This is a genomic window from Pseudomonas rustica (assembly GCF_049959085.1).
Classification (GTDB): domain Bacteria; phylum Pseudomonadota; class Gammaproteobacteria; order Pseudomonadales; family Pseudomonadaceae; genus Aquipseudomonas; species Aquipseudomonas rustica.
Window position 1 is genome coordinate 4,364,732 of record NZ_CP188200.1, and the last position, 21,450, is coordinate 4,386,181.

A 21,450-nucleotide genomic window follows, 5' to 3' on the forward strand; every position below is an offset into this window, starting at 1 on the left:
CCATGCTCCGCCCTACCCTTCGCTTCGCCGGCCTGTGCGCCGGCCTGATGATCAGCGCCAACGCTCTGGCCCTGTCACTGAGCGACCTGTCGCAACAAGACGCCACCGGCGGCCTCAAGGATGCCCTGACCCAAGGCGCGCAAATCGCCGTCAAACAACTGGGCACCCCGGGCGGCTTCAGCAACAACCCCGAGGTGAAAATCGAACTTCCGGGCAAACTCGGCAAAGCCGCCAGCAAAATGAAAGCCTTCGGCATGGGCGCCGAGGTTGAAGAACTCGAAACCGCGATGAACAAAGCGGCGGAAAGTGCCGTGACCCAGGCCCAGCCAATACTCGTCGACGCCGTGAAAAAAATGAGCGTCGCCGACGCCAAAGGCATCCTCAGCGGCGGCCAGGATTCAGCCACGCAATACCTCGACAAATCCAGCCGCGAACAAATCCGCGCCAAGTTCCTGCCGATCGTCAAACAGGCGACCGACAAAGTCGGCGTGGCGCAGAAGTACAACTCGTTCGCTGGCCAGGCTGCTGCGTTCGGTGTGGTCGATGCGAAAAGCGCGAATGTCGAAAACTACGTCACCGAACAAGCGCTGAATGGCTTGTTCGAAATGATCGGCAAACAAGAAGAAACCATCCGCCAGAACCCGGCCGCTGCGGCGACGAGTCTGGCGAAAAAAGTCTTCGGCACGCTGTAACGTCCCGTGTAGGAGCTGCCGCAGGCTGCGATCTTTTGATCTGGTCTTTGCTGTCGAGCATTGAAGATCAAAAGATCGCAGCCTTCGGCAGCTCCTACAGGGTTTTCTGTCAGGCTGCATGGGTCGTGTGAACCACGCTCTTGCGGTACACGTCCGTGAACCGGCTTACCGCTCGCTGAATCACCGAACACTGAAACTCGATGAAGTACGTCAGATCCAGCTCATCCGCCTCGCTATGTAAATAAGAGCGCCCATACTTCACCGGCGCATTGCGCAGCAGCAAACTGATCGCAATGTAACGAAACGCCACAAACTCGTTCTTGAACATGAACCAGTAAAACAACGCCCGCGCAACCCGCCCGTTACCGTCGCGAAAGGGATGCTCGTAACCCAAGGCAAAATGCAGCATGATCGCCTTGATCAGCGGATGCACATAACCCTTCTCCTGAGGTGACCCCTCAGGCAAATTGATCCAGTCCGACAACCTCCCCAACCGCGAAACCAGCCCTGCAGCGGGCGGAGGACGATGCACCGTATTGCCCGCGCCGTCCTGAACAACCACCTCATCATTCGCCCGGAAAACGCCCGGAGAATAATCCTCGTCAGCAATCCCCTCCACCCCCACCCGATGCATCGCAGCGATCAAATCCACACTCATGGGCTCATCGCGTTTCTCCCAGGCGAAATTCATCATCCTGTAGTTGCCCATCACCATCCGCTCATCCGGCGTACGCGGCTGACGCCGATGCCTGAGCATGTCCTTGGCCACACGCATAGTCGTCGCCGCGCCCTCTAACTGACTACTGGCGATGGCCTCATCCTCAATCAAATCATTAAGCAAATAACTGCAATGCGCCTGCTCTCCAATTTGCCGAGTCATGTAATCCAGAGCGGCAAAAGTCGTCTGCCGATCCACCAACGACAACGTGATCTGCGCCAACGGCGTCAGCACATATTTGCCCCACTGCACCGGCTCGCCCAACGGCAACAGATTGACGTACTGCGCCACCCGCGCCTTCTTGACCAACGCCCAACACACCTTCACATCCAACCCGGACGCCCAGCGATAACGCAACGCCTCGAAAGGCAGATAACGGCCCTGATCATCCAGCGGCTTGAGCAACGTCAGATAATCCGCCAGACGCTGCTTGTGTGGCGAGCGCAGCAGAAGATTGAATACGGAATCGGATCGGCCTTTGAAGACGGGTGGGTTTTTCATGAAAGGGTGAACTCGAGGCGGTTGAAAACAGACGCTGGAGTACAACACCCGAGGGGGGAAAGGCTCAATATCGGAGGTTTCTGAAAAAGATGTAGGAAGGAAATAGAGGCAACTCAGGCAGAGATTGGTCGGCTGTCAGGCCGCCTTCGCGAGCAGGCTCGCTCCCACAGTTGGATGGTGTTGAATCAGACAGAGCATGGTTGGCTGGCAGGCCGTTATCGCGAGCAGGCTCACTCCTACAATTGGATGGTGTTGAATCAGACAGAGCATGGTTGGCTGGCAGGCCGCCTTCGCGAGCAGGCTCTGCTCCTACAAAAGCAGGATCAAAAGATCGCAGCCTTCGGCAGCTCCTACAAGGAATCGTGGCGCACCCACGCCAACCACTAGGCCGAGTGTCAGCTCGCCTGCTTTTGATTTTGATCTTAGAGCCCGTCGGGAGGCTGAGTGGAGGGATTCATACGGGGAAAGCATCGAGAGGAGGTGCAGCGAAGCAAACCGTAGGCGATGCCCCCGGATGAACCCGGAGCGAAGGAACCCGAGCCTTAGCGAGGGCCGGACGTCAGGGCACAGACCTTTGGTTCCTTTGGGGCGTTTGCCAAAGGGACTCGCCGTAAGGGCGAAACCGCCAGCCGCAACCCCCGCAAAAACGGATATTCACAAAGAACACCCAGAACATGGTCGGCCCGAAGGCCGCCAAGTAACCGAAAGATCAAGCCTCCCGCCGAACCCTGAACCAAGCCGCATACAACGCCGGCAAAAACAACAGCGTCAAAGCCGTAGCCACAATCAACCCGCCCATAATCGCCACCGCCATCGGCCCAAAAAACACACTGCGCGACAACGGAATCATCGCCAACACCGCCGCCAGCGCCGTCAACACAATCGGCCGAAACCGCCGCACCGTCGCCTCGATAATCGCCTGCCAAGGCCCAAGCCCCGACTTGATATCCTGCTCAATCTGATCCACCAGAATCACCGAATTGCGCATGATCATCCCCGACAACGCAATCGTCCCCAACATCGCCACAAACCCGAACGGCTGACGGAACACCATCAAAAACAGCACCACCCCGATCAACCCCAGCGGCGCCGTCAAAAACACCATCGCCGTGCGCGAAAAACTGCGCAACTGCACCATCAGCAACGTCAGTACCACCACGATAAACATCGGCACCCCGGCATTCACCGACTTCTGCCCACGCTCGGAATCCTCCACCGTGCCGCCGACATCCAGCAAATACCCATCCGGCAACTCCGCGCGAATCGGATCGAGCGTCGGCATGATCTGCTTGATCAACGTCGCCGGCTGCTCCTTGCCATAAATGTCCGCGCGCACCGTTACCGTCGGCAACCGATTGCGGTGCCAGATAATCCCTTCCTCAAAACCATATTCCAGCGTCGCGACCTGCGACAACGCCACACTGCGGCCGTTATCCGTCGGCACCGCCAGACTCGGCAACAACGACAACTCGGTGCGCTCATGCACCGTGCCGCGCAGCAGAATCTCGATCAACTCGTTGTCTTCGCGGTACTGACTGACACTCGCGCCGGTCAGCGAACTCTGCAGAAACTTCGCCAGATTGGCCGTGCTCACACCGAGCGCCCGGGCACGATCCTGATCGATGTTCAGGTACACGACTTTGCTCGGTTCCTCCCAATCCAGATGCACGTTGACCACATACGGATTCTCGCGAACCTTGGTCGCCACTTTGCGCGCCAGCGCACGGACTTCTTCGATGTGTTCGCCGGTGACGCGGAACTGCACCGGGTAACCCACCGGCGGGCCATTCTCCAGACGCGTGACCCGCGAGCGCATCGCCGGGAATTGCTCGTTCAATGTGCTGATCAACCAGCTGCGCAGCGCTTCACGCTCCTCGATGGTTTTCGCCAACACCACAAACTGCGCGAAGCTCGCCGCGGGCAACTGCTGATCCAGCGGCAGATAGAAACGCGGCGAACCGGTGCCGATATACGCCACGTAATTATCGATGCCGGCGTGATCCTTGAGCATCGCCTCCAGGCGTTTGACCTCACCGGTGGTATTGGCCAGCGATGCGCCTTCGGCCAGTTTCAGATCGACCATCAATTCCAGTCGATTGGAGGCCGGGAAGAACTGCTGCGGAACGTAACGGAACAACATTACCGAAGCGATAAACAGCCCCACCGTCAGCACGATCACGGTTTTACGGTGCACCACACACCACTCGACCAGCCGCCGAACACGCTGATAAAACGGCGTGCCATACGGATCCGGCTGACCATCGCCCGTGCCGTGTTTGGCGGCGTGAATTTTCGCCAGATCCGGCAGGAGTTTTTCCCCCAGATACGGCACGAACATCACCGCCGCCACCCACGAAGCGAGCAGCGCGATGGTCACCACCTGAAAGATTGATCGGGTGTATTCGCCGGTGCCCGACTGCGCAGTGGCAATCGGCAGGAACCCGGCAGCGGTGATCAACGTACCGGTGAGCATCGGGAACGCGGTGCTGGTCCAGGCATAACTTGCCGCGCGGATGCGGTCGAAACCCTGCTCCATTTTGATCGCCATCATTTCCACGGCGATGATCGCGTCGTCCACCAACAGGCCCAGCGCCAATACCAACGCGCCGAGGGAAATCTTGTGCAGACCGATGTTCAGGTAATACATGCAGGCGAAGGTCATCGCCAACACCAGCGGAATGGTCAGCGCCACGACCATGCCGGTGCGCACGCCGAGGGAGAAGAAGCTCACCAGCAAGACAATTGCCAGCGCTTCGACCAACACCTGGACGAACTCGCCGACCCCGGTTTTCACTGCCGCTGGCTGGTCGGAAACCTTGCGCAACTGCATGCCGGCCGGAAGGTTTTTCTGGATCCGCGAGAACTCCACTTCCAGCGCTTTACCGAGCACCAGAATGTCGCCGCCGTCCTTCATCGCCACGGCCAGACCGATCGCATCCTCGCCCATAAAGCGCATGCGCGGTGCCGGTGGATCGTTGAAACCACGGCGCACATCGGCGACATCGGAGATGCGGAACGTGCGATCACCGACACGGATCGGGAAGTTTCTTATCTCATCGACTGTCTGAAAATTCCCCGACACCCGTAGCTGCAATCGCTCGCTGCCGGTTTCGAAGAACCCGGCGGTCGATACGGCGTTCTGCTCTTGCAGCGCCTGTTGCACCGCCGCCAACGGCAAACCGAGGGTCGCCAGTTTGACGTTGGATAACTCGACCCAGATTTTTTCGTCCTGCAAACCGAGCAAGTCGACCTTGCCGACATCCTTGACCCGCTGCAGCTGGATCTGGATGCGGTCGGCGTAATCCTTGAGCACCGCGTAGTCGAAACCGTCGCCGGTCAGCGCGTAGATATTGCCGAACGTGGTGCCGAATTCATCGTTGAAAAACGGCCCCTGAATATCCGGCGGCAACGTGTGGCGGATGTCGGCGACCTTCTTGCGCACCTGGTACCAGAGGTCGGGGATTTCCTTGGAATGCATCGAGTCGCGGGCGATAAACGTGACCTGCGATTCACCGGGGCGTGAGAACGAGACGATGCGCTCGTACTCACCGGTTTCCATCAGTTTCTTTTCAATGCGTTCGGTGACCTGGCGCGAGACCTCCTGCGCGGTCGCACCCGGCCAGCGGGTCTGAATGACCATGGCTTTGAAGGTGAACGGCGGGTCTTCACTCTGGCCGAGTTTGGTGTAGGACAACGCGCCGACGATGGCCAGCAAAAGCATCAGGAACAGTACGATCTGGCGATTACGCAGCGCCCATTCGGAAAGGTTGAAGCGCATCGGGACTTACTCCTTGTCCGCCAGATTGACCACACGGTTGGAGCGATCCACCGGACGCACCTGCTGACCTTCCAAAAGCACATGCACGCCGGCCGCCACCACCCAGTCGCTGGCGTTCAAGCCTTCAAGCACCGGCACGGTTTTTTCGCCGAACGGGCCAACGCGCACCGGGGTTTTCTTCAACGTGTTGTTGCCGTTGACCACCCAGACGTAGGTCGCACCGTTTTCAGCGGTGAGTGCCGAGAGCGGCACCGCCAGCGACACGGCATCGGCCGATTGCACAAACACACGAGCGCTCTGGCCCAGTTCGGCCGGGACTTTGCCGGCGGTGAACGAAATGCGCGCGGCAAAGGTGCGCGAGCGTGGATCGGCGGCGGGCGACAGTTCGCGAATTTGTCCGGCGAAGCGCTGATTCTGCTGCGTCCACAATTCGACGGACACTGGCTGACCGACCTTGAAGCGGCCGAAGCTTTGCTCGGGCAGGCTGATCAACACCTCACGCTCGCCATCGGTGGCGAGGGTGTACACGGTCTGTCCGGCGGCAACCACTTGGCCGACTTCCACCGAACGCTTGGCCACCACGCCGTCCTGCGGCGCACGCAGCACCGCGTAACTGGCCTGATTGGTCGAAACGTTGAATTCAGCTTTGATTTGTTTGAGGCGGGCTTCACCTGAGCGGTAAAGGTTTTCGGCATTGTCGTAAGCCGAGCGGCTGACCATCTGCCGATCCATCAGGGTCTTGTAGCGATCGCGTTCGGCGCGCACCAGATTGAGATTGGCTTCGGCGGCGGCGACTTGCGCACGGGTGGCTTCCAGTTGCAGGCGCACGTCTTGCGGATCGAGTTCAGCGAGCGGTTGATCGGCCTTCACGCGCTGACCTTCATCGACCAGTCGTCGGCTGACTTTGCCACCAATGCGGAATGCCAGATCAGGTTCGTAGCGGGCGCGCACCTCGCCCGGATAACTTTCCATCGCCTGCGCCGAAGGCTCTGGCTGCACCACCATGGCCGGTCGCACGGTGACTTGCGTCACTTCTTCCTGACCGCACGCTGACAAAAGGAACGCCAGACTCGCTGGCAACGCACAGGACAACGCATGGCGGAACATGGTGACGGACCTTTCGCTAATGGTGCTTGGAATAATTATACTGGCGGGTATGTTATTAATAGCAAACTCACCAGTCCAGTATTAAAAGCGAAGAATGTCGAACAATCTTTCAGCTCCAAACGGCCCGGGCCGCCCCAAGGATCTGGCCAAGCGCCAGGCGATCCTCGACGCGGCGAAAATTCTGTTTCTGAGTCATGGCTATGCCAACACCAGCATGGACGCGGTCGCCAGCGAGGCTGGCGTGTCGAAGCTGACGGTTTACAGCCATTTCAACGACAAGGAGACGCTGTTCTCCGCCGCCGTGATGGCCAAATGCGAGGAGCAATTACCCACATTGATCTTCGAATTGCCGGAAGGCATCGCCGTGAAAAATGTGTTGCTGAACATTGCCCGAGGCTTTCATCACCTGATCAACAGCGATGAATCGGTGAACCTGCATCGTCTGATCATGGCGCTGGGGGTGCAGGATCCGAAGCTTTCACTGATCTTCTTCGAAGCCGGCCCACAGCGCATGGTGCAAGGGATGGAGCGGCTGCTGACGCGCATCCACGAGACGGGCGCGCTGAGCATCGACCTGCCGCGTAATGCGGCCGAGCATTTCTTTTGCCTGATCAAAGGCGCCGGGAATTTCCGGCTGATGTTTGGTTGCGGGGAGCCGTTGAGCGAAGAGGCTGCGGAAAGCCATATTGAGGAAGTGGTGGGGTTGTTTATGCGCGCTTACAAACCTTAGCTTTTGCGCTGTTTGGGCTGGCCCTATCGCGAGCAGGCTCACTCCTACAGTGGATTTGTGTGCACCACAGATCAATTGTAGGAGTGAGCCTGCTCGCGATAAGGGCGACGCGGTTTAAGGCTTGAGCGCTTTCTTCGGGTAGATATCGTAGCGGCTCGATTTGCCATCCAGCGCATGGCTCGGTTTCGGCCCGTCAATGCACGGCGCCTTGCGCGGTCGTTTGACCACCACCCGGTGCGTCGCCAGTGCCAGCGCCGCCTGCAACAGCGCCGGCGCATCCGGATCATCGCCCACCAGCGGCCGGAACAGACGCATCTCCTTCTTCACCAGCGCAGTCTTCTCGCGGTGCGGAAACATCGGGTCGAGATAAATCACCTGCGGCGCCTCACCTTCCCAGTTCTGCATGACCTCGATGGAATTGCCCTTGAGCAGCTTCATCCGCGCCACGATCGGCGCTACTTCGAAATCTTCCGCACCACGCGCCAGCCCATCCTCCAACAGCGCGCCGATCAGCGGCTGGCGCTCGATCAGGCTCATCTCGCAACCCAGACTGGCCAGCACAAACGCATCCTTGCCCAGCCCCGCCGTCGCATCCAGCACGCGCGGGCGCACGCCTTGCGCGACGCCGACAGCCTTGGCGATCATCTGACCGCTGCCGCCACCGTATAAACGCCGATGCGCCGCGCCGCCCTCAACGAAGTCGACCCGCACCGGCCCCGGTGCGTCCGGGCCGAGCTGTTGCAGCTGCAACCCCTGCTCGCCGACCTGCAAGGCGAACTCGCCGTCAGCCACCTCGCGCGGCAGACCGAGACGCTCGGCCCACTGCGCAGCTTGCGCTTCAAACGTCGCGCCGAGGGATTCGACATGGATGCGGCAGGCCGCGGGTTGCTCAATCATGGAAAACACGCTCAAAAATTCAAGGAGCGGCAAAAACCGCCGATAACTCATTCAACGCACATTTTGCCAGAGCTGAGCGTCAACCGAAAAAAATGTCAGGCATTCTTCCCACATCGATTGGCTACATTTCGCCCCATGGCGACTTTAGCCGTCAAAACACTCAAGCACTGAGCGGCGTCAGTCACCTGTGGCAGGATTTTTTTGCCCAGGCGCTGGCCGAGCAGACGAGTGATGTGGTGCCGGCCTGCGGCACGTTTCCACCGGTTGACCTGAGCAGCAGCGAAGAGCCGACCGTCGGCAGCGACCTGCACGCGCACATCGTCAGCCAGCGCGAATGCGATGTGGTGGAAACTCAAGTGCGTCCGCCAGAGCCGCTGTTCCTGCCGATTGCCGAATTCGAAACCGAGTTGCTCGACAAGCCGTTCCCACCGTTCCCGGCAGAAGAACTGAAAGCGCAGCAAGAGCAGCAGGATTTCGACAGCAGCTGGGTTCGCCCTGTGGTTATCAACAACGGCCAGCCAATGCCAGAACCGGGCCCGGCGCCGCAGAAAAAGCCTCTGTACCTGCCGATTGCCGAGTTCGACCTCGACCTGATGCAGAAACCATATCCGCCGTTCCCGCCGGAAGAAATCGTCGAGCAACAGAAGGCGCTGGACTTCGATAACGGCTGGGCACGCCCGATCGTTCTGCAGAACCTGCGCCTCGCCGCGTAACCTCTAGCGACACACGCTCCAGCGCCCGACATCGACATGAAAGTGATTGCGATGGGCAGCGTTGTAATCCGGACTCAACACCACACTGAACGCTTCGCAGGCGCCGTCGCGCACCTGCCGTAGAAATTTCGCGTCCTGATTTTGCTTCGGCCAGTCCTTGAGCACGCTGATGCTGCGCCCGTCAGCCAGACGAAACCCGGCGATGTCCAGCGCATCGGCGCTGGCATGACGACTGAGTGCGCCGCTCTCGCGGTTGTAGACATTGCGGCAAGCGAAACTGCCGAGGTGGTCGAGGCGCGTGACCTTCTGGCCATAGATCGATTGAGCTGCCGGTTGCAACGTGTGGTGTTCAAACATCGCGTAGGCCACCGCCAGCGGACAACTGGCGAGGAAACTGCTGCTCAGCGCCACCTCACCGCCCTGCACGCGCAAGGCGCCGATCAGCGGGCACTTGGCGTCGGGGCTGTCGGATTGCCGGGTGACGCGCAGATCTGAACTGCTCAATGCCTGTGCACAAAGTTCTGGATCACTGCGCAAGCGCATCAGCTTGTAACCGGTGAGCCAATTGGGCGCGGCTTTCACGTCCAGCGGCGCCCACGGATTCCACTGCGGCGGCACCGCCAGCCAGCCGCGCCAGACACTGAACGCGGCACCGCCGATCATCAACAGCACCAGGCAAAATATCCATCGCCCCATGTTCAGCCTTTGAAGAACTGATTGGCTTTGGCGTACGGCATCGACTGCGAGGTGAAGCCGAACGTGCCGGATTGCTGGATTTCTTCAGCGGCGCGGAAGAACTCGCCGAACGCCGCCAGCGCCAGTGCCGAACCGGTGCTGATGCGGCGTACGCCCATGTCCTGCAATTCCTGCACGGTCAGTTTCAAACCGCCGGACATCAACACGTTGACCGGTTTCGGCGCCACCGCACGTACCACCGCCAGCACTTCTTCGGCGTTGCGTAAACCCGGCGCGTACAGCACGTCGGCGCCAGCGTCGGCGAAGGCTTTCAAGCGGCGGATGGTGTCATCGAGGTCAGGATTGCCGTGCAGATAGTTCTCCGCACGCGCGGTGAGAATGAAAGGAAATGGCAGCGTGCGCACGGCAGCGACGGCGGCTTCGATGCGCGCGACGGCATGTTCGAAACAATAGATCGGCGCATCCGGGCGGCCCGTCGCGTCTTCGATCGAACCACCGACCGCGCCCGCTTCGGCGGCACGCAACAAGCTTTTCGCGGACTCGGTCGGGTCATCAGAAAAACCGTTTTCCAGATCCACCGCCACCGGTAAATCGGTCGCAGCGACAATCGCGCGGACGTTGGCCAAGGTCTCTTCAAGACTCAACGCACCATCGGCCTTGCCCTGGGAAAACGCATAACCGGCACTGGTCGTGGCCAAGGCCTGATAGCCGAGGCTGGCGAGCATCTTCGCCGAGCCTGCATCCCACGGATTGGGAATGACGAAGACTTGCGCACGCTCATGCAGCGCTTTGAAGGCGTGGGCTTTACGGGTTTGTGCTTGAAGGTCAAAGGCGTCCATCGGCTGGCTCCCGGGCAGGAAAACGAATCCGCCTCAGAGCAGACCAAGTTGCTCGGCGGCGGGTTCTCTGTATAGCTCAGGCAGCGGTGGCAGGCCAGGCAAACGTTGCATCAATTGTGCGTGAAAACGTTGCGCCAGCTTCGCCGCCAACAGGTTGTCGGCGGTGTGCAGGAAGATGTACGGCGTGCGCCCCTCTTCGATCCACTCGGCGATTTTCGCCACCCAGGGCACGAGGAAGGTGTCGTTGGCTTCAAGCTCCGGATGGCCGATGAAGCGCACCTGCGGGAATTGCGTGAACGCCGCGGGGCGCGTCGGCACGCGGGGCTTTTTTGATTGCGCGTGGATCACCGAGGATTCGGTCGACAGGCAACTGAACAGCGCACGCGGATCAAGGCAGATGCGCTCGACGCCACGGTCGAGCAGCAAGCGATTGAGCAGGCGTTCGCTCTCACCCTTGGCGAAGAACTGTTCATGCCGCACTTCCACCGCCAGCGGGCAATCCAGCGCATCGATGAACGCCGCCAGTTCCGGCAGCCGATGTGGCGTGAAGCTTTTCGATAATTGCAGCCACAACGGCGAAACACGCTGACCGAGGGGTTTGAGTAATTGCAGGAAGGTTTCGGCGGCGGTCAGTTGCTCGCGCAAGTCGCCGCTGTGGCTGATGTCGCCGGGGAATTTGGCGGTGAAGCGAAAGTGTTCGGGCATGACTTCGGCCCATCGCTGCACAGTGGCCGGCGACGGGCTGGCGTAGAAGGTCGTATTGCCTTCGACGGCGTTGAACACTTGAGAATAGAGACCGAGGAATTCAGAGGTTTTTGCGTCTACCGGGTAGAGATACTCGCGCCAGGCGTTTTCGCTCCAGGACGGGCAACCGAGGTAGTAAGGCAAATCCATTAGATGTACAGATCGAGGCCCAGCACGTCTGCATCCCAATCGACAAAACCGGCAGTGCTCAGGTAGCTGGCGAGGGCCATCGCTACGCTTTTGCTCATGGCGCGGTGGTAAATCATGTCTTGTTGGCGGGCGGGCAGATTGGCCAGGCGTTGTGCGGAAGCTTTGGCAGCGCGGGCGGCCAGTTGCTCTTCAGTCGGAAATTCCAGCTCGCCGTCGATATCGTCGACGGATTCATCCACGGTCACATTGCCTTTGCGAGGCTTGCGCTTGATGGGATAGGACTGAGAGGAGAGGCCGTCTATACGCATAAATTCATGCTCGGTATCGATGATGGCAATTTAGCGGCACCGGGCCGACTTAGCAAACTGCCGAGTGATAACTAGAACACATAAAGCGCAAAAGGTTTAAAGCGAGGGGCTGGAAACTGACGATTGGTGTTTTGAAAATCAAAAGATCGCAGCCTTCGGCAGCTCCTACAGTTGGAATGTGATCCCTGTAGGAGCTGCCGAAGGCTGCGATCTTTTAAAGGCTCAACGAGCCTTGGGGGTGGCGACTTTGTCGCGCAGATAAACCGGTTGTGCGTCATCTGCCGGGATCGACTCGCCGCGCTCCCAAGCGAAGCGCGCCAGAGTCAGCAAGTCTTCAGCATGAGGCAGCATGCCCGCATCCGAGCCCGTCAGATTGACGGCAATACGCTCGGCATACCCCCAACCGGTGCCGGCACCAAACCAGTCGCCACTGGCATCCGCCGGCAGCGCGACCACTTCCGGCGGCAGCACCGCTTCGGCACCGACCAGACGCATCTCCCCCGCCGTCTCGCGGTAGCAGCCCCAATACACTTCATCCATGCGCGCATCGATGGCCGCCGCGACCTGGCTCACACCATGCTCACGCAACGCACGCTGCGCCAGCACCGCCAGGTTGGACACCGGCAACACCGGGCGATCCAGCGCAAACGCCAGGCCCTGCACCACACCAATGGCAATCCGCACACCGGTAAACGCACCCGGCCCGCGACCGAAGGCGATCGCATCGACCGCTTGCAACGTGGTGCCGGCGTCGGCCAGCAGTTGCTGAATCATCGGCAGCAGCTTCTGCGCGTGCAGGCGCGGGATCACCTCGTAATGGCTCGTGACCTTGCCGTCATGCAGCAAGGCAACGGAGCAAGCTTCAGTCGCGGTGTCCAGGGCCAGCAAGGTGCTCATCGATGTTTCCAAAACAGGGGTGGGAAAAAGTGCGTCAGTATAAACAACTACGGCCCGCAAGCGGGCCGTGGATGATGCTGCGATTCAGACTTTTCAGCTCAGCGCTGCCAGCACCTTGGCGGTGATTGCATCAACCGAACCAACGCCTGGAATGTGGCTGTACTTCGGCTTGCCAGCATTTTTGGCGGACAGGTTCTGATAGAACTCCACCAGCGGCTTGGTCTGCGAGTGGTAAACCGACAGGCGATGACGCACGGTTTCTTCAGTGTCGTCCTTGCGCTGTACCAGCTCTTCGCCGGTGATGTCGTCTTTGCCAGCGATTTTCGGCGGGTTGTAGACGATGTGGTAAACGCGGCCGCTGGCTTCGTGAACACGACGACCGGCGATGCGTTGAACGATTTCTTCGTCTTCAACTGCGATTTCAACCACAGCGTCCAGCTCGACGCCGGCGGTAACCAGTGCTTCCGCCTGCGGAATGGTGCGCGGGAAGCCGTCGAACAGGAAGCCGTTGGCGCAGTCAGCCTGAGCGATACGATCTTTTACCAGTGCGATGATCAGGTCATCGGACACCAGGCCGCCGGCATCCATGATGCTCTTGGCTTGCACGCCCAGCGGAGTACCGGCCTTGACCGCTGCACGCAGCATGTCACCGGTGGAAATTTGTGGAATGCCGAATTTTTCGGTGATGAACTTTGCCTGAGTACCTTTACCGGCCCCGGGAGCTCCCAGCAGAATGACGCGCATTAGATGTGCTCCTCAATTTTTTTATAAAAAGCTTTTACAAAACAAAGGATTCGCCTCTTGGGACGAATCCTGAAAATACGGGACGTGGCCGCAGAAACGGCCAAAGGCTGATCAAGATACACAGCAGGCTGCGCCCACACAAGACGCCAAAAGTCGGAGAAACCTTCGCCCGCCGCGACCCTGCGACGCGGTGACCCAAGTCGCAACCCCATCATTAACTGTCGCCTGGCGGCACTTTCACCCGTCAGGCAAAGCGGCAACCGACGCCTGTGGCCGGTGCCGCATGTCGCCACAAAATCGTTAGCCGGTGTTGCGCAAACCGGCGGCGATCCCCGCCACAGACACCAGCAACGCCTGTTCCACCGGGCTGCCCTGCTCGACATTCTGCTGCCGTGAACGGGCCAGTAACTCGGCCTGCAATAGATGTAGCGGGTCGAGGTAAGTATTGCGCAGACGGATGAATTCGAGGGTGTCCGGGCTATGCGCCAGCAGCTGCGACTGACCGGTCAGACCAAGCACCACCGCGCACGCCTGCGACAATAGGTCGCGTAACTGCGCGCCCAACGGCAGCAAATCCGCCTCGACCAGACGCTCGTCGTAGGACAACGCGATGTCCGCGTCGGCCTTGGCCAGCACCATTTCCAGCATGTCGATGCGCGTGCGGAAGAACGGCCATTGCTCGCGCATCTGCCCGAGCAACTCGCCTTCGCCGCGCTCCAGCGCTTTGCTCAATGCCGATTCCCAGCCGAGCCACGCCGGCAGCATCAGCCGCGTTTGCGTCCAGCCGAAGATCCACGGAATCGCCCGCAAACTTTCGATGCCGCCCGCACGGCGTTTCGCCGGACGACTGCCGAGCGGCAAGCGGCCCAACTCCTGCTCCGGCGTGGACTGGCGGAAATACTCAACGAACTGCGGATTCTCTCGCACCACCTGACGGTAAGCACTGACACCATCGGCCGCCAATTCGTCCATCAGATGGCGCCATTCCGGCGTCGGTGGCGGCGGTGGCAGCAACGTCGCTTCAAGCACCGCTGCCAGGTACAGATTGAGGTTTTGCTCGGCGATGTCCGGCAGGCCGAATTTGAATCGAATCATTTCCCCCTGCTCAGTGGTACGGAAACGCCCCGCCACCGAACCCGGTGGCTGCGACAGAATCGCCGCGTGCGCCGGGCCACCGCCACGGCCGACGGTGCCGCCGCGACCGTGGAACAGCAGCAATTCAACTTGCTGCTCACGGCAGATTTCCACCAAGCGTTCCTGCGCGCGATATTGCGCCCAGGCCGCTGCGGTGGTGCCGGCGTCTTTGGCCGAGTCGGAGTAACCGATCATCACTTCCTGCGGGCCTTGCAGCCGTGCACGATAGCCCGGCAGCAGCAACAGCCGCTCCATCACCGGCCCGGCATTGTCGAGGTCGGCGAGAGTTTCGAACAGCGGCACCACGCGCATCGGTCGCAACACGCCGGACTCTTTGAGCAGCAGTTGCACGGCGAGCACATCGGAAGCGGCGCCAGCCATGGAGATCACGTAGGAACCGAGCGAAGCGCCCGGTGCGGCGGCGATTTCCTTGCAGGTGTTGAGCACTTCGGCGGTGTCGGCTGACGGTTTGAAGTGCGCCGGCAGCAATGGCCGGCGATTAGTCAGTTCTTGCGTGAGGAAGCGGATGCGCTGTTCTTCATCCCAATCTTCGTAGCGACCGAGGCCGAGGTAGTCGGTGATTTCAGTCATCGCCGAGCTGTGCCGCGACGAATCCTGACGCACATCGAGGCGCACGAGGAAAAGGCCGAAGGTCACCGCGCGACGCAGGCAATCGAGCAACGGCCCGTCGGCAATCACGCCCATGCCGCATTCGTGCAGCGAGTTGAAACACAGTTCCAGCGGATCGAGCAGATCGCGATTGTTGCTCAGCACATCGGCTGGCGCAGGCGTTGGCGCGGTCAGTGCGGCGTGTGCCCAATTGCGCGTGGCACGCAGGCGTTCACGCAGTTGTTTAAGCACCGCGCGATACGGTTCAGCGCTGTCGCCCGCCTTGGCTTTGAGCGCATCGCTGGCCTGCTGCATCGACAGCTCGGCCGCGAGATGATCGACATCGCGCAGGTACAAATCGGCGGCCATCCAGCGCGCCAGCAGCAACACTTCGCGGGTCACTGCGGCGGTGACGTTGGGGTTGCCGTCACGGTCGCCGCCCATCCACGAGGCGAAGCGAATCGGCGCAGCTTCGAGCGGCAAGCGCAGGCCGGTCGCTTCAAACAAAGCCTTGTCGGCCTTGCGCATATGGTTGGGAATCGCCTGCCACAGCGAATGCTCGATCACCGCGAAACCCCACTTGGCTTCGTCGACCGGCGTCGGTCGCGTGCGGCGGATTTCTTCGGTGTGCCAGGCTTCGGCGATCAGCCGTTGCAGAGTGTTTTGAATTTGCTCGCGTTCGGCGCTGGTCAGGTCGCGATGATCCTGCGCGGCGAGTTGCGCGGCGATTGCGTCGTACTTCTGGATCAGCGTGCGTCGCGCCACTTCGGTCGGGTGCGCGGTCAGCACCAGTTCGATTTCCAGTCGCGACAGCTGGCGGGCCAGCGATTCAGCGCTGTGGCCTTCGTTGCGCAAACGTGCGAGCAACTCGGGCAACACGCGGGATTCGAACGGCGCCGGCTGCGACTCTTCGCGCCGATGAATCAACTGATACTGCTCGGCGATGTTCGCCAGATTGAGAAACTGGTTGAACGCGCGCGCCACCGGGAGCAATTCGTCCTCGCTCAATTGATTGAGGCTGGCGCTCAGTTCAGCGTCCATCGAGCCTCGGCGATCGGCCTTGGCGCCCTTGCGAATCTGCTCGATCTTGTCGAGGAACGCCTCGCCGTACTGGTCTCGAATCGTATTGCCCAACAGCTCTCCGAGCAGGTGAACGTCTTCGCGCAAGCGTGCATCAATATCGGTCATCAGCAATTCCCCAGCAGTAATCCGGACGGCTTAGAAACGAGTGCATGACCTAGAGAGTGCCGCTCTGCGCCGCTTCTTACAAGCATCCGACCAAGGGACTTTAAACCTTGTGGCCGAAAGCTAGTCTCAACAGTATGCCGTACAACGGCTTGCCGCCGGCCCCGGCGGACACTCACCCAGACCTGCCATGAGCAGGTGCGAAATGAGGTCATCATGAAAATTCGTGAACTCGCCCAGCATTGGGAAGAAAACGCCAAAGGTCGCCTGACTGACACTGGCTACACGATTCATCTGGACGTTGAAGCGGCTGCGCGACTGGCCGCGATTGCCGAGATGTACCCCAAACGGCATGCCGAAGAATTGCTCGGCGAACTGATTGGCGCAGCGCTTGAAGAGTTCGAAGCGAGCCTGCCGTATGTGAAAGGTTCGACGGTGGTGGCGACGGATGAGGAAGGTGATCCGCTGTACGAGGACGTCGGGCCTACGCCGCGTTTTCTGGCGCTGTCGCGGCGGCATTTGCATGACCTCTCGGCTGTTGAAGGCAAGCAAAAACACTGACCCAACACACATCAAACTGTAGGAGTGAGCCTGCTCGCGATAGCGGTGTATCAGTCAAAATTGATGGTGACTGGCACACCGCTTTCGCGAGCAGGCTCACTCCTACAGGGATCGTATTTCAATTTGAAAATCGTGTGTTACCTGGCTTCTAAAACCCCGCGCGTACCGCTCTATCCCGCCAAAGTTCCCGCTTTAGAGCCTTGTCCATTCAGTCAAAAATTATTTTGGCGATTAGCCATCTTTTCTGAACTTTTGAAAAATCACTCCGGTCGGAACCTGTAACCACGCCTGGAACGAGCGTTTCAAAAACGCCTTTCACACGACGCTTTTCGGCTCCTCGACCAGGATGGATTTAGATGTTTTCAGGAGATGCCTAATGGAGTTGAAGACCATGAAAAACCAAACCTCGTTTACCCACCTGCGCGGTCTGAAACTGGCTGCTCTGGCGATCGGCACCAGCTTCGTTCTGGCCGGTTGCGCCGGTAATCCACCGACCGAGCAATACGCCGTGACGCAATCGGCCGTGAACAGCGCCGTCAGCGCTGGCGGTACCGAGTTCGCAGCGGTCGAGATGAAGCAAGCGCAGGACAAACTGAAACAAGCCGAAATCGCCATGCATGACAAGAAGTATGACGAGGCCCGCACCCTGTCCGAGCAAGCCGAGTGGGACGCTCGCGTAGCCGAACGCAAAGCTCAGGCAGCCAAGGCTGAACAAGCCGTGAAGGATTCCCAGAAAGGTGTTCAGGAACTGCGTCAGGAAAGTCAGCGCACCGTGCAATAAGCGCGCATCCCGACCGCAAAGCTGAAACTTTTATCGATAGAAAGGACGACAAATTATGCGTAAGCAACTGATGATCCCAGCTCTTCTGGCCGCAAGCGTTGCCCTGGCTGCCTGTTCCACTCCGCCTAACCCGAATCTGGAAAACGCGCGCACCAACTACGCCGGCCTGCAAGCCAACCCGCAGGCGAGCAAAGTCGCAGCGCTGGAAACCAAAGACGCCAGCGATTACCTGGACAAAGCCGACAAGGCTTATCTGGACAAGCAAGACGCGGCCAAGGTTGACCAACTGGCTTACCTGACCAATCAGCGCGTAGAAGTGGCCAAGCAGACCATCGCCCTGCGCACCGCTGAAAACAACCTGAAAAACGCCGCCGCCCAACGTGCTCAAGCGCGTCTGGATGCCCGTGATCAGCAGATCAAACAGCTGCAGGACAGCCTGAACGCCAAGCAGACCGATCGCGGTACGCTGGTGACTTTCGGTGACGTGCTGTTCGCTACCGATCGTGCTGACCTGAAATCCAGCGGTCTGGTCAACATCAACAAACTGGCGCAGTTCCTTCAGGAAAACCCGGATCGCAAAGTGATCGTCGAGGGTTACACCGACAGCACCGGTACTGCCAGCCACAACCAGACCCTGTCTGAGCGTCGCGCCAACTCCGTGCGTACCGCACTGGTGAAAATGGGCGTCGATCCAGCGCGCATCGTCGCTCAGGGTTATGGCAAGGAATACCCGGTTGCCGAGAACAGCAACGCTTCGGGCCGTGCGCAAAACCGTCGTGTGGAAGTGACCATTTCCAACGACAACCAGCCGGTTGTGCCACGTTCGGCTGTTAGCTCGAACTAAGCTGTAGGCTGTAACGCAAAAGCCCCGCCTGAGTGATCAGGCGGGGCTTTTTTTCAGATCAAAAGATCGCAGCCTTCGGCAGCTCCTACAGGGAACGCATTCCAATGTAGGAGCTGCCGAAGGCTGCGATCTTTTGCTTTTAAGGCTGGAGTTTTTGCGGGGTCTCTTCACCCATGCAGCGCACGGCTTTTTTCTGTGCGTTGATCAGCACACCGGTCAAACCTTTCTGCTCGGTATCAAACAACACCAGCACGCCATCAATGCACTGCGCCACTTGCGCTGCCGGCTCCAGCGAGACTTTGTAGTCTTCACCGGGAACGGTCTTGAGCATGGTGAATTCGTTGAGCAGCAACGCATCCTCGGGTTTGGCGAAGTGCAGGTAACCGTAGTACCACAGCGCCCCGACGGTGCCGAGGATGCTGCAGATACCGGTGATGATCAGCGGGATGGCGTTGCGTTCTTCAATCATTGCGGACTCTCATCTTCAGAATTCGGGGGTGTCGGGTAATTGGGGATTTCACCGAGGCGGCGCAGGCCGTTGAAATGTTCGGGATCTTCCAGATAGCGCAGCATCACCTGGCGCCACACCGGGTCGCCGAAGGTTTGCACATGGCCGCCGCGAGTCAGTTGCAGCACGCGCGGTGGCGGCGCAGCTTGATACAGACGGATGCCGTTGGAAAGCGGAACCAGCGGATCGTCGATGCTGTGGAAGATCAGCTTCGGCACGCCATTCAGCTGCGGCATCGAGTTGATCGCACTGTCGCCATCCGGCACCAGCCACGACAGCGGTACCTGGAATGGCCAGGTCAGCCACGACGTGCTCAGCGCGTATTGGCCGACGCTGCGGTAACTGGCGGGCACGCCATCGAGCACCAGCGCTTTCAGCTGCTTCTGCCGCTCCGGATGCTGCACCAGCCAATGCACGGCCATCGAACCGCCAAGGCTCTGGCCGAGCAGCACCAGCGGCTTGCCTTTGACCTCGGGTGCCTTGTCCAGCCAGGCGAACGCGGCGTCGATGTCCTGATAGATCGCCGGCAGGCTCGGCTCGCCCTCGGACAAGCCATAACCGCGATAGTCGACCAGCAGCACTTGATAGCCGTTCTTCGGCAACCACCAACTGCCGCCCAAATGCATCGGCAGGTTGCCGCCATTGCCGTGCAGATGCAGGACGGTGCCTTTGACCTCGACGCCGGGCTTGGCCGGTAGCCACCAGGCGTTGAGCTTCAAGCCATCGGCGGTGACCAGCGTGACGGTGCGGTATTCGAGCTTGGCTTTTTCCGGGGTGAAGATCTGGCCCGGTTCGGGGTAGAACAATAACGAGCTGCAACCGCTGAGGGTCAGGAGCAGGCAGAAAATGCCGAGGATTCTCATCCGGTGAAACCTCGCAGAATTAGGGAAAACAAGCACCAATCATAACTGTGGGAGCGAGCCTGCTCGCGAAAGCGGTGTGTCAGCCAACATTAATGTTGAATGTGAAATCGCATTCGCGAGCAGGCTCGCTCCCACAGGGCATGTCAGTTGTTCAGAGGATATTGGAGTAATCCGCTTCGATCCGGTCCAGGCTCAGGTGATTGAGGAAGTTGGAGAAGCACATCCACGCCGACAACGCGTTCAAATCGCGGAACTGATCCGGCAAGTACTTCGGCGCCACCACCAATCCCTCATCCACCAACTGACGCAAGGTACGCATGTCTTCCAGCGTGGTCTTGCCGCAGAACAACAGCGGGATTTGCTCTAGCTTGCCCTTACGCACGGCCAACTGAATGTAGTTGTAAACCATGATAAAGCCCTTGAGATAGGACAAGTCTTTGGTAAATGGCAGCCCCGTCGGCGTCGATCCACGGAACACGCGGCTGGCGTTGCCGTAACTTTCCGCCATCTCGAAGCCCTGCTCGCGGAAGAACTCGAACACCTGCAAAAAGTCCGCGCCCTCCTCGACCATGTGAATCGCGCGGGTGCGGTTGGTCAGTTTGCGCAGGCGGCTCGGGTAGGAGGCGAAGGTGATGATTTCCATCAGGATCGCCAGGCCTTCCTGGGTGACCGTCGACGACGGCGGGCCTTTGGAGAGGAAGGTGCAAATCGGCTGATTCAAACCGTTGAGCGTGGTGCCGACGTGTACCAGCCCTTCGTGAACTTCCAGCGCGCGCACGTCGCGATCGTTGAACATCGCATCGGTGCGGATCTTGATGTAATCCGCGCCCGCCGCCGCGTCAGCGACGATGCCGTCGGACTCGAACACGCGAATGGTTTCCTCGGCCTCGCCAAAAACCTTGTTCAGACGCGTCTGCAACAGGTGCACGGCGTCTTTGGCGGTGAGGGTTTTCGGCTCGTCCTTCAGATCGCCACGGCCGTCAATGTTATTGAGGTAATCGGACATCATCAGGCCAAGGTCGGCCAGGGTCGGGTCGCCGGCGTGGAACGCATCCGACGCGGCGCCATACAGCTCTTGAGAGATCAGACCGAAATCCTCGGTGCCGCGCGCTTCGAGCATGCGCACGACCATGCGGTACTCCTTGCACATGCGCCGCATGATCTGCCCGACCGGGTTGAACTGACCGAGCTGGCGGGTGATGTCGCGCTCGATGTTCTGGAATTCCAGTTTGACCTTGCTCGAATCGAAACTCAGTGGCCGATTGAGGTAGTAGTCGCGGTCGATCGCCGGCATTTCCTTGCCTTTGGCCTTGAGAAACCCCTTGCGGATGTTCTCGTCCCACTTGACCGCGTCGAGGACACGGATCGGCGTTTGCGCCAGCACAATGCGGTCGGACAACATGCGTATCGTCTGCTGGTAATCGTCCACCCGAAACTCCTGTAGATACGTG

19 protein-coding genes and 1 pseudogene are annotated in these 21,450 nt (G+C 59.6%); 6 read left to right on the top strand and 14 right to left on the bottom strand.

What is annotated here, in order from left to right; genetic code table 11:
* The first annotated feature begins 2 nt into the window (after window positions 1-2).
* Window positions 3-692: a DUF4197 domain-containing protein gene (locus tag ACP3TY_RS19990; protein WP_426618327.1), complete on the top strand. Its 690-nt coding sequence runs from the start codon at window positions 3-5 to the stop codon at window positions 690-692.
* Between the two features lie 124 nt (window positions 693-816).
* Here the strand turns inward: ACP3TY_RS19990 and ACP3TY_RS19995 are convergent.
* The 3 genes and pseudogenes from ACP3TY_RS19995 to ACP3TY_RS20005 all read right to left on the bottom strand — a co-directional run.
* Window positions 817-1,911 (bottom strand): annotated as a pseudogene (locus ACP3TY_RS19995) (Fic family protein); the annotation flags it as partial.
* Window positions 1,912-2,620: 709 nt separating this feature from the next.
* Window positions 2,621-5,689 (bottom strand): efflux RND transporter permease subunit, encoded by a 3,069-nt coding sequence (locus ACP3TY_RS20000; protein ID WP_212543960.1) that lies wholly within the window; start codon window positions 5,687-5,689, stop codon window positions 2,621-2,623.
* Between the two features lie 6 nt (window positions 5,690-5,695).
* Window positions 5,696-6,796, bottom strand: a complete 1,101-nt coding sequence (locus ACP3TY_RS20005) for an efflux RND transporter periplasmic adaptor subunit (protein WP_426618328.1) — start codon at window positions 6,794-6,796, stop codon at window positions 5,696-5,698.
* A 94-nt stretch (window positions 6,797-6,890) separates the two neighbouring features.
* On the opposite strand from ACP3TY_RS20005, the gene ACP3TY_RS20010 reads away from it, so the two are divergent.
* On the top strand, window positions 6,891-7,526 hold the full coding sequence (locus ACP3TY_RS20010) for a TetR/AcrR family transcriptional regulator (protein ID WP_426618329.1): 636 nt from the start codon (window positions 6,891-6,893) through the stop codon (window positions 7,524-7,526).
* 114 nt (window positions 7,527-7,640) lie between these two features.
* On the opposite strand, the gene ACP3TY_RS20015 is transcribed toward ACP3TY_RS20010, so the two are convergent.
* A complete protein-coding gene (locus ACP3TY_RS20015; RefSeq protein WP_426618330.1) occupies window positions 7,641-8,423 on the bottom strand; it encodes a class I SAM-dependent methyltransferase in 783 nt (260 codons plus the stop codon).
* A 92-nt stretch (window positions 8,424-8,515) separates the two neighbouring features.
* Here ACP3TY_RS20015 and ACP3TY_RS20020 point away from each other — a divergent pair, with 92 nt between their 5' ends.
* Complete coding sequence (locus ACP3TY_RS20020) at window positions 8,516-9,136, top strand: energy transducer TonB (protein WP_159813050.1); 621 nt, start codon at window positions 8,516-8,518, stop codon at window positions 9,134-9,136.
* A 3-nt stretch (window positions 9,137-9,139) separates the two neighbouring features.
* Here ACP3TY_RS20020 and ACP3TY_RS20025 read toward each other — a convergent pair whose 3' ends face one another.
* The 7 genes from ACP3TY_RS20025 to ppc all read right to left on the bottom strand — a co-directional run bounded on the left by ACP3TY_RS20025 (window position 9,140) and on the right by ppc (window position 16,445).
* Entirely contained in the window at window positions 9,140-9,832 is a 693-nt protein-coding gene (locus tag ACP3TY_RS20025) for an extensin family protein (protein ID WP_426618331.1), read from the bottom strand.
* Between the two features lie 2 nt (window positions 9,833-9,834).
* Window positions 9,835-10,671: an isocitrate lyase/PEP mutase family protein gene (locus tag ACP3TY_RS20030; RefSeq protein ID WP_426618332.1), complete on the bottom strand. Its 837-nt coding sequence runs from the start codon at window positions 10,669-10,671 to the stop codon at window positions 9,835-9,837.
* 33 nt (window positions 10,672-10,704) lie between these two features.
* Window positions 10,705-11,565, bottom strand: coding sequence for a DUF72 domain-containing protein (locus ACP3TY_RS20035; RefSeq protein WP_159813044.1), 861 nt, complete (start codon window positions 11,563-11,565; stop codon window positions 10,705-10,707).
* Window positions 11,565-11,873 (bottom strand): hypothetical protein, encoded by a 309-nt coding sequence (locus ACP3TY_RS20040; RefSeq protein WP_053117564.1) that lies wholly within the window; start codon window positions 11,871-11,873, stop codon window positions 11,565-11,567. Before ACP3TY_RS20040 ends, ACP3TY_RS20035 begins: the two co-directional genes overlap by 1 nt.
* A 222-nt stretch (window positions 11,874-12,095) precedes the next feature.
* Window positions 12,096-12,770: a tRNA (adenosine(37)-N6)-threonylcarbamoyltransferase complex dimerization subunit type 1 TsaB gene (gene tsaB, locus ACP3TY_RS20045; RefSeq protein WP_212543967.1), complete on the bottom strand. Its 675-nt coding sequence runs from the start codon at window positions 12,768-12,770 to the stop codon at window positions 12,096-12,098.
* A 93-nt stretch (window positions 12,771-12,863) separates the two neighbouring features.
* Complete coding sequence (gene adk / locus ACP3TY_RS20050; protein ID WP_400650166.1) at window positions 12,864-13,514, bottom strand: adenylate kinase; 651 nt, start codon at window positions 13,512-13,514, stop codon at window positions 12,864-12,866.
* Window positions 13,515-13,814: 300 nt separating this feature from the next.
* The gene (ppc, locus tag ACP3TY_RS20055) at window positions 13,815-16,445 is read right to left on the bottom strand and encodes a phosphoenolpyruvate carboxylase (RefSeq protein WP_426618333.1); all 2,631 of its coding nucleotides are present in this window, start codon (window positions 16,443-16,445) and stop codon (window positions 13,815-13,817) included.
* 213 nt (window positions 16,446-16,658) lie between these two features.
* Between ppc and ACP3TY_RS20060 the strand changes: the two genes are divergently transcribed.
* From ACP3TY_RS20060 to ACP3TY_RS20070, 3 genes are all read left to right on the top strand, one after another.
* Window positions 16,659-17,003 carry a hypothetical protein gene (locus ACP3TY_RS20060; protein ID WP_016983304.1) on the top strand — a complete coding sequence of 115 codons (345 nt, stop codon included), beginning with the start codon at window positions 16,659-16,661 and terminating at the stop codon, window positions 17,001-17,003.
* Between the two features lie 376 nt (window positions 17,004-17,379).
* Window positions 17,380-17,784, top strand: a complete 405-nt coding sequence (locus ACP3TY_RS20065; RefSeq protein WP_034154861.1) for a DUF4398 domain-containing protein — start codon at window positions 17,380-17,382, stop codon at window positions 17,782-17,784.
* A 55-nt stretch (window positions 17,785-17,839) separates the two neighbouring features.
* Window positions 17,840-18,628: an OmpA family protein gene (locus ACP3TY_RS20070; RefSeq protein WP_053117547.1), complete on the top strand. Its 789-nt coding sequence runs from the start codon at window positions 17,840-17,842 to the stop codon at window positions 18,626-18,628.
* A 139-nt stretch (window positions 18,629-18,767) separates the two neighbouring features.
* Here ACP3TY_RS20070 and ACP3TY_RS20075 read toward each other — a convergent pair whose 3' ends face one another.
* From ACP3TY_RS20075 to ACP3TY_RS20085, 3 genes are all read right to left on the bottom strand, one after another.
* Window positions 18,768-19,097, bottom strand: a complete 330-nt coding sequence (locus ACP3TY_RS20075) for a hypothetical protein (RefSeq protein ID WP_426618334.1) — start codon at window positions 19,095-19,097, stop codon at window positions 18,768-18,770.
* Window positions 19,094-19,999, bottom strand: a complete 906-nt coding sequence (locus ACP3TY_RS20080) for an alpha/beta hydrolase (RefSeq protein ID WP_053117543.1) — start codon at window positions 19,997-19,999, stop codon at window positions 19,094-19,096. The genes ACP3TY_RS20075 and ACP3TY_RS20080 overlap by 4 nt, the downstream gene beginning before the upstream one ends.
* A 151-nt stretch (window positions 20,000-20,150) precedes the next feature.
* Window positions 20,151-21,401 (bottom strand): flavohemoglobin expression-modulating QEGLA motif protein, encoded by a 1,251-nt coding sequence (locus ACP3TY_RS20085; protein WP_172680080.1) that lies wholly within the window; start codon window positions 21,399-21,401, stop codon window positions 20,151-20,153.
* Window positions 21,402-21,450: the final 49 nt, after the last annotated feature.

What these genes read in the sequence shown, in the direction of transcription:
- ACP3TY_RS20080 (WP_053117543.1), bottom strand. Translation starts at nt 19,999, where the DNA reads ATGAGAATCCTCGGCATTTTCTGCCTGCTCCTGACCCTCAGCGGTTGC.
- ACP3TY_RS20010 (WP_426618329.1), top strand. Translation starts at nt 6,891, where the DNA reads ATGTCGAACAATCTTTCAGCTCCAAACGGCCCGGGCCGCCCCAAGGAT.
- ACP3TY_RS20020 (WP_159813050.1), top strand. Translation starts at nt 8,516, where the DNA reads ATGTCAGGCATTCTTCCCACATCGATTGGCTACATTTCGCCCCATGGC.
- ACP3TY_RS20000 (WP_212543960.1), bottom strand. Translation starts at nt 5,689, where the DNA reads ATGCGCTTCAACCTTTCCGAATGGGCGCTGCGTAATCGCCAGATCGTA.
- ACP3TY_RS20085 (WP_172680080.1), bottom strand. Translation starts at nt 21,401, where the DNA reads ATGTTGTCCGACCGCATTGTGCTGGCGCAAACGCCGATCCGTGTCCTC.
- ACP3TY_RS20025 (WP_426618331.1), bottom strand. Translation starts at nt 9,832, where the DNA reads ATGGGGCGATGGATATTTTGCCTGGTGCTGTTGATGATCGGCGGTGCC.
- ACP3TY_RS20015 (WP_426618330.1), bottom strand. Translation starts at nt 8,423, where the DNA reads ATGATTGAGCAACCCGCGGCCTGCCGCATCCATGTCGAATCCCTCGGC.
- ACP3TY_RS20060 (WP_016983304.1), top strand. Translation starts at nt 16,659, where the DNA reads ATGAAAATTCGTGAACTCGCCCAGCATTGGGAAGAAAACGCCAAAGGT.
- ACP3TY_RS19990 (WP_426618327.1), top strand. Translation starts at nt 3, where the DNA reads ATGCTCCGCCCTACCCTTCGCTTCGCCGGCCTGTGCGCCGGCCTGATG.
- ACP3TY_RS20005 (WP_426618328.1), bottom strand. Translation starts at nt 6,796, where the DNA reads ATGTTCCGCCATGCGTTGTCCTGTGCGTTGCCAGCGAGTCTGGCGTTC.
- tsaB (WP_212543967.1), bottom strand. Translation starts at nt 12,770, where the DNA reads ATGAGCACCTTGCTGGCCCTGGACACCGCGACTGAAGCTTGCTCCGTT.
- ACP3TY_RS20040 (WP_053117564.1), bottom strand. Translation starts at nt 11,873, where the DNA reads ATGCGTATAGACGGCCTCTCCTCTCAGTCCTATCCCATCAAGCGCAAG.
- ACP3TY_RS20065 (WP_034154861.1), top strand. Translation starts at nt 17,380, where the DNA reads ATGGAGTTGAAGACCATGAAAAACCAAACCTCGTTTACCCACCTGCGC.
- ACP3TY_RS20035 (WP_159813044.1), bottom strand. Translation starts at nt 11,565, where the DNA reads ATGGATTTGCCTTACTACCTCGGTTGCCCGTCCTGGAGCGAAAACGCC.
- ACP3TY_RS20075 (WP_426618334.1), bottom strand. Translation starts at nt 19,097, where the DNA reads ATGATTGAAGAACGCAACGCCATCCCGCTGATCATCACCGGTATCTGC.
- ppc (WP_426618333.1), bottom strand. Translation starts at nt 16,445, where the DNA reads ATGACCGATATTGATGCACGCTTGCGCGAAGACGTTCACCTGCTCGGA.
- ACP3TY_RS20070 (WP_053117547.1), top strand. Translation starts at nt 17,840, where the DNA reads ATGCGTAAGCAACTGATGATCCCAGCTCTTCTGGCCGCAAGCGTTGCC.
- ACP3TY_RS20030 (WP_426618332.1), bottom strand. Translation starts at nt 10,671, where the DNA reads ATGGACGCCTTTGACCTTCAAGCACAAACCCGTAAAGCCCACGCCTTC.
- adk (WP_400650166.1), bottom strand. Translation starts at nt 13,514, where the DNA reads ATGCGCGTCATTCTGCTGGGAGCTCCCGGGGCCGGTAAAGGTACTCAG.